This window comes from Streptomyces galbus (genome assembly GCF_005280195.1).
Lineage (GTDB): Bacteria > Actinomycetota > Actinomycetes > Streptomycetales > Streptomycetaceae > Streptomyces > Streptomyces galbus.
Window position 1 is genome coordinate 105,867 of sequence record NZ_SZPR01000008.1, and the last position, 15,902, is coordinate 121,768.

General features: G+C 72.5%; 15 protein-coding genes and 2 pseudogenes. 4 read left to right on the forward strand and 13 right to left on the reverse strand.

Features of this window, described 5'->3' with window-relative positions:
- Window positions 1–85: 85 nt before the first annotated feature.
- The 4 genes from E4U92_RS04950 to E4U92_RS04965 all read right to left on the reverse strand — a co-directional run bounded on the left by E4U92_RS04950 (window position 86) and on the right by E4U92_RS04965 (window position 4,840).
- Window positions 86–1,306 carry an MBL fold metallo-hydrolase gene (locus E4U92_RS04950; protein ID WP_137299019.1) on the reverse strand — a complete coding sequence of 407 codons (1,221 nt, stop codon included), beginning with the start codon at window positions 1,304–1,306 and terminating at the stop codon, window positions 86–88.
- Window positions 1,303–2,547 carry an aminotransferase class I/II-fold pyridoxal phosphate-dependent enzyme gene (locus E4U92_RS04955; RefSeq protein WP_137299020.1) on the reverse strand — a complete coding sequence of 415 codons (1,245 nt, stop codon included), beginning with the start codon at window positions 2,545–2,547 and terminating at the stop codon, window positions 1,303–1,305. Before E4U92_RS04955 ends, E4U92_RS04950 begins: the two co-directional genes overlap by 4 nt.
- Window positions 2,548–2,701: 154 nt before the next feature.
- Window positions 2,702–3,787: a hypothetical protein gene (locus E4U92_RS04960; protein ID WP_137299021.1), complete on the reverse strand. Its 1,086-nt coding sequence runs from the start codon at window positions 3,785–3,787 to the stop codon at window positions 2,702–2,704.
- Between the two features lie 240 nt (window positions 3,788–4,027).
- Window positions 4,028–4,840 carry a SigB/SigF/SigG family RNA polymerase sigma factor gene (locus E4U92_RS04965; RefSeq protein ID WP_137299022.1) on the reverse strand — a complete coding sequence of 271 codons (813 nt, stop codon included), beginning with the start codon at window positions 4,838–4,840 and terminating at the stop codon, window positions 4,028–4,030.
- 277 nt (window positions 4,841–5,117) lie between these two features.
- Between E4U92_RS04965 and E4U92_RS04970 the strand changes: the two genes are divergently transcribed.
- The gene (locus E4U92_RS04970; RefSeq protein WP_137299023.1) at window positions 5,118–6,911 is read left to right on the forward strand and encodes a thiamine pyrophosphate-requiring protein; all 1,794 of its coding nucleotides are present in this window, start codon (window positions 5,118–5,120) and stop codon (window positions 6,909–6,911) included.
- Between the two features lie 441 nt (window positions 6,912–7,352).
- On the opposite strand, the gene E4U92_RS04975 is transcribed toward E4U92_RS04970, so the two are convergent.
- The 3 genes from E4U92_RS04975 to E4U92_RS04985 form a co-directional block, all read right to left on the reverse strand.
- Window positions 7,353–7,754, reverse strand: coding sequence for a DUF6281 family protein (locus E4U92_RS04975; RefSeq protein ID WP_229861989.1), 402 nt, complete (start codon window positions 7,752–7,754; stop codon window positions 7,353–7,355).
- A 9-nt stretch (window positions 7,755–7,763) separates the two neighbouring features.
- The gene (locus tag E4U92_RS36515) at window positions 7,764–8,837 is read right to left on the reverse strand and encodes a zinc metalloprotease (protein ID WP_229861984.1); all 1,074 of its coding nucleotides are present in this window, start codon (window positions 8,835–8,837) and stop codon (window positions 7,764–7,766) included.
- 512 nt (window positions 8,838–9,349) lie between these two features.
- The gene (locus tag E4U92_RS04985; RefSeq protein ID WP_373311455.1) at window positions 9,350–10,126 is read right to left on the reverse strand and encodes a hypothetical protein; all 777 of its coding nucleotides are present in this window, start codon (window positions 10,124–10,126) and stop codon (window positions 9,350–9,352) included.
- Between the two features lie 449 nt (window positions 10,127–10,575).
- Between E4U92_RS04985 and E4U92_RS04995 the strand changes: the two genes are divergently transcribed.
- Window positions 10,576–11,085, forward strand: a complete 510-nt coding sequence (locus E4U92_RS04995; RefSeq protein ID WP_229861982.1) for a hypothetical protein — start codon at window positions 10,576–10,578, stop codon at window positions 11,083–11,085.
- Here E4U92_RS04995 and E4U92_RS37200 read toward each other — a convergent pair.
- From E4U92_RS37200 to E4U92_RS35780, 3 genes and pseudogenes are all read right to left on the reverse strand, one after another.
- Window positions 11,067–11,201 (reverse strand): annotated as a pseudogene (locus E4U92_RS37200) (DNA/RNA helicase domain-containing protein); the annotation flags it as partial. The gene E4U92_RS04995 and the pseudogene E4U92_RS37200 sit on opposite strands and share 19 nt — an antisense overlap.
- An 8-nt stretch (window positions 11,202–11,209) precedes the next feature.
- Window positions 11,210–11,473: pseudogene (locus E4U92_RS05005) on the reverse strand (ATP-binding protein); the annotation flags it as partial.
- 149 nt (window positions 11,474–11,622) lie between these two features.
- Complete coding sequence (locus tag E4U92_RS35780) at window positions 11,623–11,784, reverse strand: hypothetical protein (RefSeq protein ID WP_168725030.1); 162 nt, start codon at window positions 11,782–11,784, stop codon at window positions 11,623–11,625.
- 170 nt (window positions 11,785–11,954) lie between these two features.
- Between E4U92_RS35780 and E4U92_RS05010 the strand changes: the two genes are divergently transcribed.
- Both E4U92_RS05010 and E4U92_RS05015 read left to right on the forward strand, forming a co-directional pair.
- Entirely contained in the window at window positions 11,955–12,329 is a 375-nt protein-coding gene (locus E4U92_RS05010; RefSeq protein ID WP_137299024.1) for a DUF2795 domain-containing protein, read from the forward strand.
- A gap of 52 nt (window positions 12,330–12,381) precedes the next feature.
- Window positions 12,382–12,924 carry a type 1 glutamine amidotransferase domain-containing protein gene (locus tag E4U92_RS05015; protein WP_137299025.1) on the forward strand — a complete coding sequence of 181 codons (543 nt, stop codon included), beginning with the start codon at window positions 12,382–12,384 and terminating at the stop codon, window positions 12,922–12,924.
- 113 nt (window positions 12,925–13,037) lie between these two features.
- On the opposite strand, the gene E4U92_RS05020 is transcribed toward E4U92_RS05015, so the two are convergent.
- The 3 genes from E4U92_RS05020 to E4U92_RS05030 form a co-directional block, all read right to left on the reverse strand.
- Window positions 13,038–13,385, reverse strand: coding sequence for a DUF6158 family protein (locus E4U92_RS05020; RefSeq protein ID WP_373311454.1), 348 nt, complete (start codon window positions 13,383–13,385; stop codon window positions 13,038–13,040).
- A gap of 129 nt (window positions 13,386–13,514) precedes the next feature.
- On the reverse strand, window positions 13,515–15,134 hold the full coding sequence (locus tag E4U92_RS05025; RefSeq protein ID WP_137299026.1) for an ABC-F family ATP-binding cassette domain-containing protein: 1,620 nt from the start codon (window positions 15,132–15,134) through the stop codon (window positions 13,515–13,517).
- A 102-nt stretch (window positions 15,135–15,236) separates the two neighbouring features.
- Window positions 15,237–15,893, reverse strand: coding sequence for a histidine phosphatase family protein (locus E4U92_RS05030; protein WP_137299027.1), 657 nt, complete (start codon window positions 15,891–15,893; stop codon window positions 15,237–15,239).
- Between the last annotated feature and the right edge of the window lie 9 nt (window positions 15,894–15,902).

Sequence of the window (15,902 nt, forward strand, 5' to 3'; positions counted from 1 at the left end):
GCCGGTCCGACGGCTGCAGGACCGCGAGGGCCCGGGGCCGGACCGACGGCTGCAGGCGTCGCGGTGGTGCGGCGCCGGACCTGGGTCACTCCAGTACGCGGGAAGCGCCCACCGGCAGGTCCCACAGGTCCTCGCGGGCCAGGCCCGCCTGCGCCCAGGCCGTACGCACCCGGGTCAGGGGCTCCAGGACCGGCTCGGCCGACAGGACGAACGTCCCCCAGTGCATCGGCGCCATCCGGCGGGCGCCAAGGTCCTGCGCCGCGCGGACCGCCTCCTCGGGGTCGCAGTGGACGTCGCTGAGCCACCAGCGGGGGTCGTAGGCGCCGATGGGCAGCAGCGCCAGGTCGATCCCGGGATAGCGGCGGCCGATGCGGGAGAACCAGTGGCCGTATCCCGTGTCGCCCGCGAAGTACACGCGCCGGCCGTCCGGTGCGGTCAGCACCCAGCCGCCCCACAGGCTGCGGCAGGTGTCGGTGAGGCTGCGCTTGGACCAGTGGTGGGCCGGCACGAAGTCGAAGCGGACGCCGGACAGTTCGGCCGCCTCCCACCAGTCCAGCTCGGTGACGCGGGTGAACCGGCGCCGCTGGAACCAGCCGCCGAGCCCGGCCGGCACGAACACCGGGGTGTCGCGCGGGAGTCGGCGCAGCGTGGGGGCGTCCAGGTGGTCGTAGTGGTTGTGGCTGATGACGACCGCGTCGATGGGCGGCAGCGACTCCCAGGGCACGCCGACCGGTGTGATGCGCGCGGGCGTGCCGAGGATGCGGCGCGACCAGACGGGATCGGTCAGCACGGTCAGGCCGCCGACGCGCAGCACCCAACTGGCGTGCCCGGCCCAGGTGACGGCGACCGTGCGGGCGTCGACGCGGGGCAGCGGCGCGGGCGCGTACGGCAGCCGGGGGATGTCGGCCAGGCCGTCCTTGCCGGGGCGTACGGAGCCCTCGCGGGCGAACCGGGCGATGGCCTTGAGGCCGGGCAGCGGGGCGGTCAGCCGGTCGTGGAAGGTGCGCGGCCACACCCGTCGCTCGCCCAGCGGGCGGGGCTCGGCGAGCGGCGGGAAGGGCTGCGCGAGCGGCCCCGCGGCGGGGGCGGCCGGAGCGTCGGTGCCGGGGGCGTCGAGGGGCGCGAGGGGGCTGCCGGAAGGGGTGTCCGGGACGAGGCCGGTGCCGGGGGCGGTCCCGGTGGCGGCGGTGTCGACAGCGGTGGCCGCCGTGGTGACCGTCGCCGCGGCCGGTGTGGCAGCGGCCGACGTGGGGGCGGCTTCCGGTGCGGCCGGCTGGGGGGTGGTCGTCTCGGACTGCTGCGTCATCGAGGAGGCTCCCATCGCTGAGCGTCGCGGAGATCGTCGAAGACCGACCTCAGGTGGAACAACGCGCGGTGCACGTGTGGCAGTTCCAACGGTGCGGGGGACATGAGGCATTCCGTGCGCTCGGTGTCCGTGGTGCCGAGCAGCGGACCGGTGGACAGCCGTACCCGCAGCGCCCCGAGGTCGTCCCCGAAGCGGTGGCCGCCCGGCGCGGGCATGCCGAGCCGGGCGCCGAGGAGGTCCTCCAGGTCCTGGGCGTCGCCGACGCCCTGCGCGGACAGCGCGGGACGCAGCGGCCCGAGGTCGACGTACACGTGACGGCCGGCGCGCGGCGGGAGGGCCAGCGCGCCCGCGCCGACGACCGCGCCGTGCACGGCCTCGGCCACGCGCGCGTGCAGACGTACGGCGGTGGCCACGCGCGCGGTGACGGGCCCGGGCTCGTCCAGGGCGTGGGCGGCGGCCGCGGCGACGGGGGCCGCGACGCGCGCGCCGAGCGCGGTGAGGACGTCGAGCACGCGCGCGTGCAGGCCGTCACCGGCCGGGCCCGCGGGGAAGCGGGCGACGGCGGCGGGCCAGCCGGGCGGCAGCAGCGCGCCGGCCAGGTCGGTGACGACGGTGACGTGCTCGGGCAGCATCTCGGCGGGGCTGAGCGGCACGGTGTCGTGGACGTCGTGCAGGGTGTCGCGCCAGGTCTCGTCGCTCACCAGGTGCAGTCCCGCGCCGGCCGCGGCCTCGACGGCCTCGTGCAGCACCTCGGGCGGGGCGACGGTGGCGGTGGGGTCGTCGGCGACGGACAGCACCAGCAGGCGCGGGTCGCCGCCCTCGTCGCGCACCCGGCGCACGGTCTCCAGCAGGGCGTACGGGTCGGGCACGCCGCCGCACTCGGCGGGGGTGGCGACGTGGAAGACGGGCCGGCCCAGCGCCCGCGCGTACGGCGCCCACCAGGCGGCGCACGGGCGCGGCACCAGCAGGTCGCCGCCGAGCACGGCGGTCAGCGCGAGCAGCAGGGCGGGGGCGCCGGGTCCCGCGACGACCCGGTCGGCACCGGCGGGCAGACCGCGCCGCTCCCAGTAGCCGCGGGCCGCGTCCAGCAGGGCCGGTCCCCCGCCGACCGGCTCCGCGTCGGCGCGGTGCGCGGCGCGGGCGAGCACGTCGGCGAGTTCGGGGAGCACCGGGAGGCCGTCGGCGGGCAGCGGCGGCCCATAGCGGACGGGGCCGTGCCCTTCCGCTCGCGTCCGCCGCATCGGGTCCTCCGCGCAGTCCGTCCGTGGTGCTGTCGGGTGCCGCCGCCGACCGTGGCGCACGGGGTCCGTGGTGTCCGGTGTCTCGTACGGGGCCTGTTGTGCCCCACGCACTGTGAGTACCCCGTGCGGCCGCCGTCCATGGCCCGGAACGTGATCACATACGGCCGGTGCCGCCGCGCCGCCGCACCCGGTGGACGGCGGCGCCCAGGGCGCCCGCGATCAGTAGTCCGCCGGCGGCCAGGGCGGGCACCGAGTCGGTGAAGGCACCGCCCTGTCCGCCGCGTACGCCGTGCTGGACGGGGGCGTCGCCGCAGGAGCTGTCCCAGCCGGTCGCGGGTGCCTCGGGGCCGACCGGCGTGACGGGCTCGGTCTGCCGGCCCGGCCGGACGGGCTCGACCGGCTCGGGAGGCGCGACCCGCTCGGGCGGCTCGACCGGCACGGGGGGCTCGGCGGGCGGCACGGGGCCCAGGGACTCCGCGAGGTCCGGTGCGGTGTCGCCCGGCTCCTCCTCCGCGGCCCCGGGCCCCCTGGCGGCGCCTCCCGGCCCCCCGGCCGCTGCCCCCCGCTCCTTGCCCGTCCCGGGCTCCACGGGGTCGGCTCGGTGGCCGCAGGGGGTCGGCACGGGGTGCGGGGGGGGTGGGACGGGCCCGGCGGTCGGGGTGACCCCGCCGCACGGATGTCCGGCGCCGGCGGCCGGGTGGGCGCACGGGGACGCGTCGCCCGCGCCGGGGGCGGTGACGTGCAGGGGGGCGCTCCAGGGGCTCGGCCGGCCGCCGGGCGGCGCCGGGCAGGTGCCGTCGACGGTCCAGGCGGCGTCCGCGCCGGTGGCACCGGGTTCCTCGGCGGCGTCACCGACGCCGGTGTCCCCCGTGTCGTCCGTGTCGTCCGGGTCGCTCTCGTCCCCCGGGTCCCCCACGTCCCCCGCGTCGTCGAGGTCCTCCTCCGCCGGGGCGGAAACGCGGGCCGTGCCGCGGTAGGCGGGCCCGGACAGCTCGTCGCCGTCCCCGCTCACCTTGCGCAGGTGTGCGGTGCCGTCGGCGAACGCGTCCGACGTGGCGTCCAGCGTCTGCGGGGCCGGGGCGCCCAGGGGGTCGCAGGTGACGGAGACGGTCACCGTGCCGCCCGCGTCGACGCTCGCCGGGCCGACCTCCACCGCCGGGTCCGCCCGCGCGGTGGGACCGGCGACGAGGACGGCGCCGGTCAGCGCGGCAACGGACAGGACGTGTGCGGTGCGCACCATGGGAGGGCTCCTTCGGCCGACGGCTGCGGGACGGGGAGTGGTGCCCCAGGGCCCATCACAGCCCGGCGCGTGGAGCCACGCGCGCGACGGCCCCCCATTGGCGGCACCGGGCCGTCCGTCCGGGTGACGGCCGGGGCGAGACACCCCCTAGGAGGTGCCCCGCACGGCTCGGTCGCGCTCCGCCACGTCCCGGAGCACGCGGCCCGGCGGCGCCTCGCCCCTCGGCGGCGCCTCGTCCCCCTACGGCGCCTCGTCCCGCAGGATCTCGTCCCGCAGGATCTCGTCGCGCAGGCGACCGCAGCAGCGGATGATCAGGCGGGAGACGTGCATCTGCGAGATGCCCAGCTGTTCGGCGATCCGGCTCTGGGTCATGTCGCCGAAGAAGCGCAGGTACAGGATCGCCCGCTCGCGTTCGGGCAGCGCGGCGAGCCGGGGCTTGACGGCCTCGCGGTCCACGACCGTGTCGAGGGCGGGGTCCGGCGAGCCGAGCGCGTCCGCCAGGCTGTAGCCGTCCTCGCTGCCCGGCATTCCGGCGTCCAGCGAGAGCGCGGCGAAGCTCTCCAGCGCCTCCAGGCCGGCCCGTACGTCGTCCTCGCTCAGGTGGGCCTGCGCGGCGAGGTCGGCGACGGTGGGCCGCTGCCCGCCCGCGGTGCCGGCGAGTTCCTGGCCGGCGGCGCGGACCCGGTTGCGCAGCTCCTGGACCCGGCGCGGGACGTGCAGGGTCCACAGGTGGTCGCGGAAGTGGCGTTTGATCTCGCCGGTGACGGTGGGCACGGCGTAGCTCTCGAAGGCGTGGCCGCGGTCGGGGTCGTAGCGGTCGACGGCCTTGACGAGGCCGAGGGCGGCGACCTGGCGCAGGTCGTCCAAACTCTCGCCGCGGTCGCGGAAGCGCCCGGCGATCCGGTCGGCCATGGGCAGCCACGCCTCGACGAGTTCGCTGCGCAGGGCCTCGCGCTCGGGTCCCGGCGGCAGTGCGGCCAGCCTGCGGAACCGGTCCGCCGTGTCGGGGGCGTCGTGGTGGGGGTGGTGTCTCGGGCTCGCTCCGTCTCGCATGGTGCGTCGCAACTCCCTCGGACATGCTCCGGGCCGGACGGTTGCGTGGGGAGCGCAGAGCGGCCGGACGCGAGGTGGCCGTAGGGCCGTGTGGGCGGTCTCCACGGACGTGCCTCCGGTCCGAAGCACCGGCTCTCCGCGTCCCCCTGAGCCCGGTGCCCAAACACGGCCGGAGGTTTTCGCGGGGCCCGCGGGGTGACACGTGAAGGGCGGACGCGTACCCGACCACGCCCTGCCGCCGTAGCCCCAGACGTTCCCCACCACCGGGAGGCCACACATGAGCACGAAGGTCGCCGACCACATCCTCCAGCGGCTGCGCGAGTGGGGGGTGGACCAGGTCTTCGGCTACCCCGGCGACGGCATCAACGGTCTGCTGGCCGCGTGGGGCCGGGCCGAGGACCAGCCGCGTTTCGTGCAGGCCCGGCACGAGGAGATGGCGGCGTTCCAGGCCGTCGGCTATGCGAAGTTCAGCGGCCGGCTCGGCGTGTGCGTGGCCACCTCTGGGCCCGGCGCCATCCACCTCCTGAACGGCCTGTACGACGCGAAGCTGGACCACGTGCCGGTGCTGGCGATCGTGGGGCAGACGCACCGTACGGCGATGGGCGGGTCGTACCAGCAGGAGGTCGACCTGCACAGCCTGTTCAAGGACGTGGCCTCGGAGTTCGTGGAGACGGTGACCGTCCCGGAGCAGCTGCCGAACGTGCTGGACCGGGCGATCCGCACGGCGTACGCGCGCCGCTGCCCGACCGCGATCATCGTCCCGGGCGACGTGCAGGAGCTGGACTACTCGCCGCCCACGCACGCGTTCAAGATGGTGCCCTCCAGCCTGGGCACCGAGGAGTACACCGCGGTCCCCTCGCAGGAGTCGGTGGAGCGGGCGGCCGAGGTGCTCAACTCCGGTGACAAGGTGGCGATCCTGGTCGGGCAGGGCGCGGCCGGGGCCCGCGAGGAGGTCGAGACGCTCGCCGAGACGCTGGGCGCCGGGGTGGCCAAGGCCCTGCTCGGCAAGGACGTGCTGAGCGACGAACTGCCGTACGTCACCGGGTCGATCGGGCTGCTGGGCACGCGCCCGTCGTACGAGCTGATGCGGGACTGCGACACCTTGCTGACGATCGGGTCGTCCTTCCCGTACACGCAGTTCCTGCCGGAGTTCGGCAAGGCGCGGGGCGTGCAGATCGACATCGACCCGCACATGGTGGGGATGCGGTACCCGTACGAGGTGAACCTCGTGGGCGACGCCAAGGAGACGCTGCGCCGGCTGATCCCGAAGATCCGGGGCGAGGAGCGCGGGCGCGAGTGGTACGAGACGGTGTGCGACAACGTCAGCCGCTGGCGCGACGTGATGGACCGGCGGGCGAACGTGTCGGCCGACCCGATCAACCCGGAGTACGTGGCCCGCGCCCTGGACCCGCTGCTGCCGGCCGACGCGATCGTCACGTCGGACTCGGGTTCGGTGGCCAACTGGTACGCCCGGCACCTGACGTTCAAGCCGGGGATGCGCGGGTCGCTGTCCGGGACGCTGGCGACGATGGGCTGCGGTGTGCCGTACGCGATCGGCGCGAAGTTCGCGCACCCGGACCGGCCGGTGATCGCGCTGGTCGGCGACGGGGCGATGCAGATGAACGGCCTGGCGGAGATGATCACGGCGGCGAAGTACGCCGACCGGTGGGAGGACAAGCGGCTCGTCGTGGCAGTGTGGAACAACCGCGACCTCAACCAGGTCACTTGGGAGCTGCGCGCGATGGGCGGCGCCCCGTCCTTCCTGCCGTCGCAGGAACTGCCCGACGTGCGCTACGCCGACTTCGCACGCTCGCTCGGCCTGACGGGCATCCGGGTCGAGAAGCCGGAGGACGTCGAGGCCGGCTGGCGCTCGGCGCTGGCCGCGAACGGCCCGGTGGTCCTGGAGTTCCTCACCGACCCGTCGGTCCCCCCGATCCCCCCGCACGCCTCCTGGGACCAGATGGAGTCGACGGCCGAGGCGATCCTCAAGGGCGACCCGGAGAGCGCCCACCTGATGAAGCAGGGCATCAAGGCCAAGGTCCAGGAGTTCCTGCCGGGGCGGGACAAGTAAGTAGGCCGGGGAGAACGGAGCAACGCGGAGCCGGGCGACGACAGTCGCCCGGCTCTGTTGGTGTGAGGTGGGTGGTGGGTTACGGGACGGCGTGCTGGAAACGATCCCCTCGGTCGAGCACGTCCCCGACGAGCTCCTTCAACCCAGGCGCTGCGACCGCGCGTACGGGCGGAAGACCCCTGACCGTCCCTCGGTCTCGCCGAATGCATCCGGACAGATCCCGATCACGCGGGAGAGCTGGGTAAGTACGGGTGAGGGAGATGTGCGCCGCACAGGGAAAAGCCCCGGGACACTCGCCCCGGGGCTTCACATCGACAAATCGGCCAGCGCCCGCCGGAACAGGTTCCGGCGTCGCTGTGGAGGTCGGCTTGACGCGCTCCGTGGGGGGGGAACCGTGACAGGGAGGCGCGGGCCGGGCGAAGCCCGTTCACGCACCTCACCTCACGACCCGTCGATCAGCTCTTGCACCTCGGGGGGGATCCGTTTGTCGGAGCGGAGGACCCTGAAAACTTCCGCCTGTTCGGGAGATGACCCGATCGCTATGGCCAGGTCCGGGGAGATGCCGCTCACCGCATAGGCGTTCTCCGAGGTCTCCGGCACTTCGGCGCCCTGGTCATTGGTGTCACGGCACGGCGGACTCGTGGCGGTACCGAGCTTCTGTCCGGCCGTGAACTCGACATCCGAGAGCCTGATGTACGTGCGACCTTCGTAGATGACGTCGCTCGCGCACACACTCTCGCTGTTCGCGCCGACACCTTCGGACCCTTTTGACCCACACCCGACCGCGGTGAACGCCACGGCTGTCAGCCCCACCGCGATCGCACGTGATCCGACCCAGCTCACGGAGTCCTCCTAATAAATGCTGCGAAGCCCCATGACGTCGCCCTTACCGAGTGTCCTCTTCTTCACTTCGCAGCGGTCCGCCTTGGTGTACATGGTGAGATTCGCGTGCCCGGAACCCACGTGGCCCAGCCCGAAGACGTGACCGGCCTCGTGCGTGCCGGTGTTGAGCACATCGTGGTACAGGCCGTTGCAGGTGCTCGTCGGATTCCTCGTGAAGTCGAAGTCCGCGATGTTGAACCTCACGTCCGCTTCCCGGAGGTCGTTCTTGCCGACCGGGTTGGGCCATGTCCATGCGCATGTCGAGGCGACGGTCCCGGCGGCCAGGTCACCGGCGTCCCACGTGCTCTTGCCATCCCGGGCGGTGCACGTCCCGTTGGCGCTCACGTCCGCTTCATACGTGGTCGTACCCGCGTAGTGACTCTTGGCGGGCACTTGATCGGCCAGGCCACAGTTATTGGTGCTGGCCGTGATCCGTCCGATCGAACCTTCGAAGTACTCCAGCGCTTGAGAATGCGTCATACCCGCTGGATAGGCGCCGTCCCCCAAGTACCAGTTGTAGATGCCGTACTCTTTCCGGTCCAATGTCGAGTATGCGCCGTCCTGGCACTCGCCGGGGGAGCTCGCGGCGTCCGTCTCGGCCACTTCGAGGCCGTCGGGTGCGGGCGGCTCGGACACCGGTGAGTCCGACTCCTGCGTCAGATCGCCCGCCGTCAGCCGCGGGCTCACGACATCGGCACGGTCCTCGCCTGCGGTGGGCGACTCCGTGTTGGCCTCGGACAGGTCATAGGAGACCTTGCCGTCCGAGGTGACGGTCAGCGTGAATCCGTGCTCCGTACCGTCTTCGGCCAGCACGTCGACACTTACCGCGGTGTCGGCCTCCGGTATCTCTATTCCGGTGCCGTCATAGGTGACGACGAGACCCTCCACATCGCAGCTATGCACGTTCAGGCCGGTCGGCAATTCGTATACCGACAACTCTTCCGCGGTCGGACATATCGGTATGGCGCTCGCGTCGGCCTGTGCGTTGCTCCCGGCGACAGCGAGCGATGCGGTCAACGCGAGCGCTGCGCTGGTTCTTCCCACGAGTCCTGGACGGCGTCCAGCCACTCCCCCACCCCCTGTGATTCAGTCCCCTTGCACGGGACGGTGATCGAACAGGCATTCTCGCATCGCGAGATCGGATCCCAATAAGGTGATTTCCGGTCAGTGATCCGGATCGGCACAGGCGTGATTTCCCGCGTGCCGAGCCGTCATTGCGCCTGGGTGGTGCTCGGTTTCCTACCCCAGGTGGCGCGGGGGTGGACGCCGAGAGCGAGGTTGCGCAGGCTCTGCCATGATGCGCGGGAAATGACCGACGTGTCGTCCAGCGGTATGGGTCATCGCATCGGCCCGCCGCTCCCTGGCCCCACCGTGATGTCGCTGCGGGCGTGTGTCCTGGGCAAGACATCGCGAGCAGCCGTAGCGCCGGGCACTCGGCCCGCACCTCCGCCGAAGACGGAAGGCCGTTTCCTCGAGGCGGGTGACCAGGAGAGCTGTCACGGTGTCAGGGCCTGGGGTCCTCCAGCTTGACGGCAGCAGTGTCCGGGCCGTGCAATTCAGCGTCCGCCAAGGCGAACGTCTCGTGCTCTTCCACGACTTCGCCGTCCACGACGTTCCTCCTCCATCACTCGGTGCGACGGGTCCGCCAGGGGCAGGCCGGCGAGGTGCTTCTTGAGCCTCTTGGCCATCGGAAGGTAGGTCGAGAAAGTGAGCCCGCCGGACACGACGGCCCCGATGACGGGGATGGCCTTGGAGACGCCCTTCGCAAAGGACTGCTTGGTCATCTGGACGCCGAGGTAAGCCGCGGACTTCTTCACGATCGGGTAGATGACACCCTTGGTGAGCGCCTTTTGGGGCAGCTTCTTCGCGACCTGCTTCGACATCATCCCGGCGACTTTGCCCACGGCCATGTTCGCCGACTGGGTGCCGAACATCACGCCGAAGAACAGCGTGAGCACACCCATCGTCGCGTCATCGACTCCGTCGCCCTCGTCGTCGAACAGATCGGGCCAGCTGTAGAGGTAGGCGAGCTTCTGCGCGATGCGCAGCATGTGGCCGACGTACTGGGCCAGGTCGGCGGGCACTGTGGCGGGAAGGGCGAGGATGCCGGGTATCCCTGCGGCGGCCGAGAGGGCGCTGACTTTGGCGGTCTCGTAGCGGATGGAGTCGTTGGCGACCTTGTCGAGGAGTTCGACGGTGATGCCCGCCGCGGCGGGAGTCTCTTCCACCGCTCGTCGGATCTCGTCCTCGGAGCAGTGACGGGCCAGCGCACTGCGCAGGTACGCCTCCCTGTTGATACGCACGCTCGGGAGCTTCGCCGCCGCCAGCAGCACCGTGAAGAACCGCGACTCGGAGTCCTCGACCTCTTTACCCTGCTTCGTGGCAGGAACTTACAGGAGCCCCACGATCCGAGGGTCGGCGTGCACGAAGTCGAGCACTGCAGTTCGCGGTGGAGCCGCCGGGACTTGGGGCTGATGACGGTCCGCTCGTCGAGTGCGCGGCCAGTACCGCGGCGGCGGGGCCGGTTTCGGGCTCGCCGGTCCTTTGCCGCCCCGACCGCGCCTCACGTGAAGTCGACCACCTTCCCCGGAGACGTGGTGATCCCGGACTCCGAGATGGGGCGGTTGCACAGGACAGGACTTGCTCGGGAGTTCGACATGCGAGGCAGCAGCTCCACGTACACGTACGACCTGGACAGCGGTGCGAAACCGACAGTGGACCCGCCGGACCAAGGACGAGAAGGAAGCCGCGGCGACGTCTCACGCGGCGACGAGGAGAACCGGTGACGACCACACGAGCTGCCCTCCTCGTCGTGGCAGCGGCAGCCGCTCTTCTGCTGTCCGCCTGCTCCGGCCCGGACACGGACGAGCACCATGCGACCGACGGGCGCACCTCGCGGTGGGACGAGAACGCCGGCGCGCCCGAGGCATCGGCGTTCATGAACGTGACCGTGCCCGAGGGAGCGACCGAGGTCAAGGGAGCGGTGCAGGTCAACCCCCAGGAGGACATCTACCTCCTCTCGTTCGTCACCGGCGAGAGGAACGCCGAAGGCATCGCGGCGGACCTTCGTCCCGAAGAACCGCTGAAGGCGAAGAAGGTCGACTTCCCCCCGGACGGCGAGCTCTTCGAGCACCTCGGGCTGGCCGAGCCGCAGACGCTGAAGGGAGCCCGCTCGGCCGGGGCCTGCCCCCCGTGCGTGAAGGACGACCGTCGCAGGAAGGTGCAGTGGATCGACATCTACGTCCAGGCGCTTGGGGACGATCGGGCCAGGGTCTACCTGAAGGCGTTCTGACCTCCACCCGCCAACTCCTTCAGCTTCTCCCGCGTCTCCGGGTCCGTCGAGTACACGATCGTGCCGACCATCCCTCGCGTCAGGAGCACCTTGTACGTGTTGCGGATCAGGCGGTCGACGTCGGCGTCCGGGGTGGACTTCTTACGAGCACGGCGTCGGCACGCTTGCTGTTCAGCGGCAGTGTGTACTCCAGCACGACCTCCACGTCACCGAGGCCCGCGTCGTTGAGGGCGGCGGCCAGGACGGGGACGCTGCGCTCCCAGGAGCGCACCTCCGAGGCACCGGGCCGGTGGCCGTGCAGGTGGGCGAACTGGTCGGTGAGGTGCAGGAACAGCCAGCCGTCGAATGCCATGACGGCGACCGTTTTCGCGGACTCGCGGAACAGCACGGACTTCCCCCAGGCAGCACGAAGTGACTCGTGCGGGTGGGGGCATGTCCTTCGAGACTCCACCGGAGTGGAGCGGAAGCCCGTCGGGCCGCTCTGACGATGTTGTCCGAGGATGTCCGGCGGCACCGTGGTTCGCGCCGACGGTCCGCTCAAGCGGTGGCGCCCGGCCCCGCCCCCTCCGTCGCCGTCAGTCCGGTGGTCGCCGGTTCCTGTTCGGTGTCCGATGTCGGCAGCAGGGCGTCCTCGTAGCGGCCCAGGGCCAGTACGACGGCGAGCATCACGACCGGGACGAGCGCGGCGAGCAGCGCCATGGCATGTCCTTCCCCAGCAGTCCATGTGGGGGGGTGCGGTCCGGGTCCCCGGGTCGCCGCAGGGCAAACCCGGGATGCGTTGTCGCGAGCCCTGCTTGATCCGGGCATGACCCGGTGTCGGTCGGCTCTGCTCGGGTACGCGGGGGATTCCCGATGCTCTGGAGGGAGACATGCAGCGAGGCAGTGACCGGCTGAGCGTCCACCGGGACGACGAGATGAAGCACGAACTGCAGGGTCTGCTGCGGTCGGGGCACCCCACCCGGTCCGAGGAGTGGCACGACCCCGAGCCGGGCGCCGACGACGACCCGCAGGTGTGGGGCGGTGGGCTGGCGCCCGAGGCGGCGTCCCTCGAGACGGTCCGGCTCGAACTGGCCCGGACCCTGACCCGCGGCGACTTCCCGGCCACCGGCAAGGCCGTCGTCAGCGCCCTGCGCCGGCACCACGCCCCCGACGCCCTGATCGAGGCGGTGGCGGAGCTGCCGCCGAAGAAGACCTGGCAGGGCGTCCAGGAGCTGGCCGAGGCGCTCGTGGGCGAGCGCGAGTGACCCCCGGCCCCCACCACAGGCACGAACCGACCGAGCGTACGAAGGACTGAACATGCGTATCGCGTTTCTCACCGCACCCGAGGGCGTCGAGCAGGTCGAGCTGACCGAACCCTGGCAGGCAGCGAAGGACGCCGGCCACGAGCCCGTGCTCGTGTCGACCGAGGCGGGCGAGATCCAGGCGTTCAACCACTTGGACAAGGCCGACACCTTCCCCGTGGACGAGCTGGTCGGCGAGGTGACCGTGGACGCCTTCGACGGGCTGGTCCTGCCGGGCGGCGTCGCCAACCCCGACTTCCTGCGCACGGACGAGAAGGCCGTGGCGTTCGTGCGCGGCTTCTTCGAGGCGGGCCGGCCGGTCGCCGCGATCTGCCACGCCCCGTGGACGCTCGTCGAGGCGGACGTCGTGCGCGGCCGGGTCCTCACGTCCTGGCCGAGCCTGCAGACCGACCTGCGCAACGCGGGCGCCACCTGGGTCGACGAGCAGGTGAAGGTCTGCGACCACGGCACCAACAAGCTGATCACCAGCCGCAAGCCGGACGACCTCAAGGCGTTCTGCGAGACGTACCTCGAGGTGTTCGCGGCCGAGGCCGGTTGAGGACGACGGCAAGCGGGCCCACCTCACGGCTCCCCGGCCCTCACGAGGCCCCATGCGGGGCTCGGGGGGCCGTACCCGTTGCGGGGGGTCGTACGCGGCGGTCCCGGCGGTGGTCAGCGCCCGCCCGTGCCGCCACCCGCGCCGCCCGGGCCCCACTTGCCCACCGGCGTTCCCTCAGCACCCTGGGAAGAGCCCTGGGGCTCGCCGTCGGCGGTGCGTTCGCGGGCGCCCTCGCGGGTGCGGCCGGGGGCCACGAAGCGGCGCGGGTTGCGCCGCAGGTACTCGCCCTCCAGGACGGCCATGCGCTCGTTGTGGGCCCGCAGTGCGTCGTTCGAGCCGTACAGCAGGGTGTCGTGACGGGTGCGGTGGATCGTCTCCAGCTCCTTCATGAGCTGCTGGTCGTCCAGCCGGTCCGGGTCGACTCCGGTCATCGTGGTGCCCCGCTCGTCGTGTTCGTTCATGCGGCCCGGGTACCCACCCGGTTCACGGCCACCCCGAACGGGATCCCGTGAACGAACCGTGGAGCCGACCTTTCTGCACCCACTGTACGAAGACTCCGCGTGGTCGGCCTCCGGGTACGTGACCGGTGGCTACCGCGCCCGCTCCACCCGCCGCTCGTCCCAGACCGGCTCGGCCGTCTCGCGGACCCGGCCGTCGCTGCCGAAGACCAGGAAGCGGTCGAAGGAGCGGGCGAACCAGCGGTCGTGGGTGACCGCGAGGACCGTGCCCTCGAACGCCTCCAGGCCCTCTTGGAGCGCCTCGGCCGAATCCAGGTCGAGGTTGTCGGTGGGCTCGTCCAGCAGCAGGGCCGTGACGCCCTGCAGCTCCAGCAGGAGGATCTGGAAGCGGGCCTGCTGTCCGCCGGAGAGGCGGTCGAAGCCCTGCTCGGCCTGCTGGGTCAGCTCGTAGCGGCGCAGCCGGGACATGGCCGCGCCCCGGTCCTGGGAGTGGTCCTTCCACAGGATGTCGAGCAGGCTGCGGCCCTGGAGTTCCGGGTGCGCGTGGGTCTGGGCGAAGTGGCCCGGCACGACCCGCGCGCCGAGCTTCCACCGGCCCGTGTGGGCCACGTCGTCACCGGCGAGCAGCCGCAGGAAGTGGGACTTGCCGGAGCCGTTGGAGCCGAGCACGGCGACCCGTTCCCCGTAGAAGACCTCCAGGTCGAAGGGCTTCATCAGGCCGGTGAGCTCGAGCTGCTCGCAGGTGACGGCCCGCACGCCGGTGCGGCCGCCCTTCAGGCGCATGGTGATGTCCTGCTCGCGCGGCGGCTCGGGCGGCGGGCCGGCCTCCTCGAACTTGCGCAGCCGGGTCTGGGCGGCCTGGTAGCGGGAGGCCAGCTCATGGCTGATGCTCGCGGCCTGGCGCAGGCTCAGCACCAGCTTCTTGAGCTGGGCGTGCTTCTCGTCCCAGCGGCGGCGCAGCTCCTCGAAGCGGGCGAAGCGCTCGCGCCGGGCCTCGTGGTAGGTGGCGAAGCCCCCGCCGTGCACCCAGGCGTCGGCGCCGGCCGGGCCCGGCTCCACGGAGACGATCTTCTCCGCGGCGCGGGCGAGGAGTTCCCGGTCGTGGGAGACGAACAGGACCGTCTTGCGGGTCTCCTTCAGCCGCTCCTCCAGCCAGCGCTTGCCGGGCACGTCGAGGTAGTTGTCGGGCTCGTCGAGCAGCAGCACCTCGTCGGTGCCGCGCAGCAGCGCCTCCAGCACCAGACGCTTCTGCTCGCCGCCGGAGAGGGTGCGCACCAGCCGCCACTGGGCCCGCTCGTAGGGGACGCCCAGGGCGGCCGTGGTGCACATGTCCCACAGGGTCTCGGCCTCGTAGCCGCGGGCCTCCGCCCAGTCGGCGAGGGCCTGGGCGTAGCGCATCTGGGCGGCCTCGTCGTCGACCGTCATCACGGCGTGCTCGGCCTCGTCGACGGCCCGGGCCGCCTCACGGATGCGGGGCGGGGCGACGGACACCAGCAGGTCGCGCACGGTGGTCTCGTCGCGGACGGAGCCCACGAACTGCCGCATCACGCCGAGCCCGCCGCTGACGGTGACGGTGCCGCCGTGCGGCTTGAGCTCGCCGGAGATCAGCCGCAGCAGGGTCGTCTTGCCGGCGCCGTTGGGTCCGACGAGCGCCACGACGGCCCCTTCGCCCACCCGGAAGGACACGTCGCCGAGCAACGCCCTCCCGTCGGGGAGGTAGTACTCGAGGTGCGCGGCTTCCAGGTGTCCCATGGGGAGGATTCTGCGGGCCCGGCGGGGAGCCGGGCAAACCCTTATCCGGCTGGGCAACCCCTTGTCCGGGGGTGCGGTGAGGCCGGTGCGCCCGCGTGCGGCTCAGGCCGTCCCGTCCAGGGCCTGCCCGGTCGGGCCGCCCTCGCCCGCGGGGACCACCGTGGCGCCCGCCCAGGTCAGGGCCTTCCAGCCGTCTTCGGGGCTGCCTTCCAGGACGACGACGCCGGTGTTCTCCAGGCGGTGGGCGGCGGCGAAGGGGACGTCGACGTTGTGGGCGCGGGCGGCGGCCCAGGCGCGGATGGCGGCGCCGTGGCTGACCATCGCGACCGTCCGGGCGCCGCTCGCGGCGGCCTCGGCGACCACCGCGTCGTAGCGGGTGAGGAAGTCGGTGCCGGACTCGCCGCCGGGCATGCGCAGGTCCGTGTCGCCGTCGGCCCAGGCGAACACCGTGCGCATGTAGCGCTCGCCGGCCTCGCCCACGCCGGGCAGCATCTCCATGTCCCCGGCGGACACCTCGCGCAGGCCGTCGCGGACCAGGACCTCCAGGCCGCGGGCGGCGGCCAGCGGGGCGGCGGTGAGCTGGGTGCGGACCAGGGTGGAGGCGTACAGCGCCTCTATGTCCTCGCCGGCCAGGGCCTGGGGCAGCGCGGCCGCCTGCCGCCGGCCGAGGTCCGTCAGGCCGGGGCCGGGGGCGGCCGTGTCCAGCAGGTAGTCCACGTTGGAGGGGGTCTGACCGTGGCGGACGAGGAGCAGGCGCATGCGGGGGAC

Excerpts from the sequence above, each read along its gene's own strand:
- E4U92_RS04950 (WP_137299019.1), bottom strand. The coding sequence starts at position 1,306 with ATGACGCAGCAGTCCGAGACGACCACCCCCCAGCCGGCCGCACCGGAA.
- E4U92_RS04955 (WP_137299020.1), bottom strand. The coding sequence starts at position 2,547 with ATGCGGCGGACGCGAGCGGAAGGGCACGGCCCCGTCCGCTATGGGCCG.
- E4U92_RS04960 (WP_137299021.1), bottom strand. The coding sequence starts at position 3,787 with ATGGTGCGCACCGCACACGTCCTGTCCGTTGCCGCGCTGACCGGCGCC.
- E4U92_RS04965 (WP_137299022.1), bottom strand. The coding sequence starts at position 4,840 with ATGCGAGACGGAGCGAGCCCGAGACACCACCCCCACCACGACGCCCCC.
- E4U92_RS04970 (WP_137299023.1), top strand. The coding sequence starts at position 5,118 with ATGAGCACGAAGGTCGCCGACCACATCCTCCAGCGGCTGCGCGAGTGG.
- E4U92_RS35780 (WP_168725030.1), bottom strand. The coding sequence starts at position 11,784 with ATGGCGCTGCTCGCCGCGCTCGTCCCGGTCGTGATGCTCGCCGTCGTA.
- E4U92_RS05010 (WP_137299024.1), top strand. The coding sequence starts at position 11,955 with ATGCAGCGAGGCAGTGACCGGCTGAGCGTCCACCGGGACGACGAGATG.
- E4U92_RS05015 (WP_137299025.1), top strand. The coding sequence starts at position 12,382 with ATGCGTATCGCGTTTCTCACCGCACCCGAGGGCGTCGAGCAGGTCGAG.
- E4U92_RS05020 (WP_373311454.1), bottom strand. The coding sequence starts at position 13,385 with ATGAACGAACACGACGAGCGGGGCACCACGATGACCGGAGTCGACCCG.
- E4U92_RS05025 (WP_137299026.1), bottom strand. The coding sequence starts at position 15,134 with ATGGGACACCTGGAAGCCGCGCACCTCGAGTACTACCTCCCCGACGGG.
- E4U92_RS05030 (WP_137299027.1), bottom strand. The coding sequence starts at position 15,893 with ATGCGCCTGCTCCTCGTCCGCCACGGTCAGACCCCCTCCAACGTGGAC.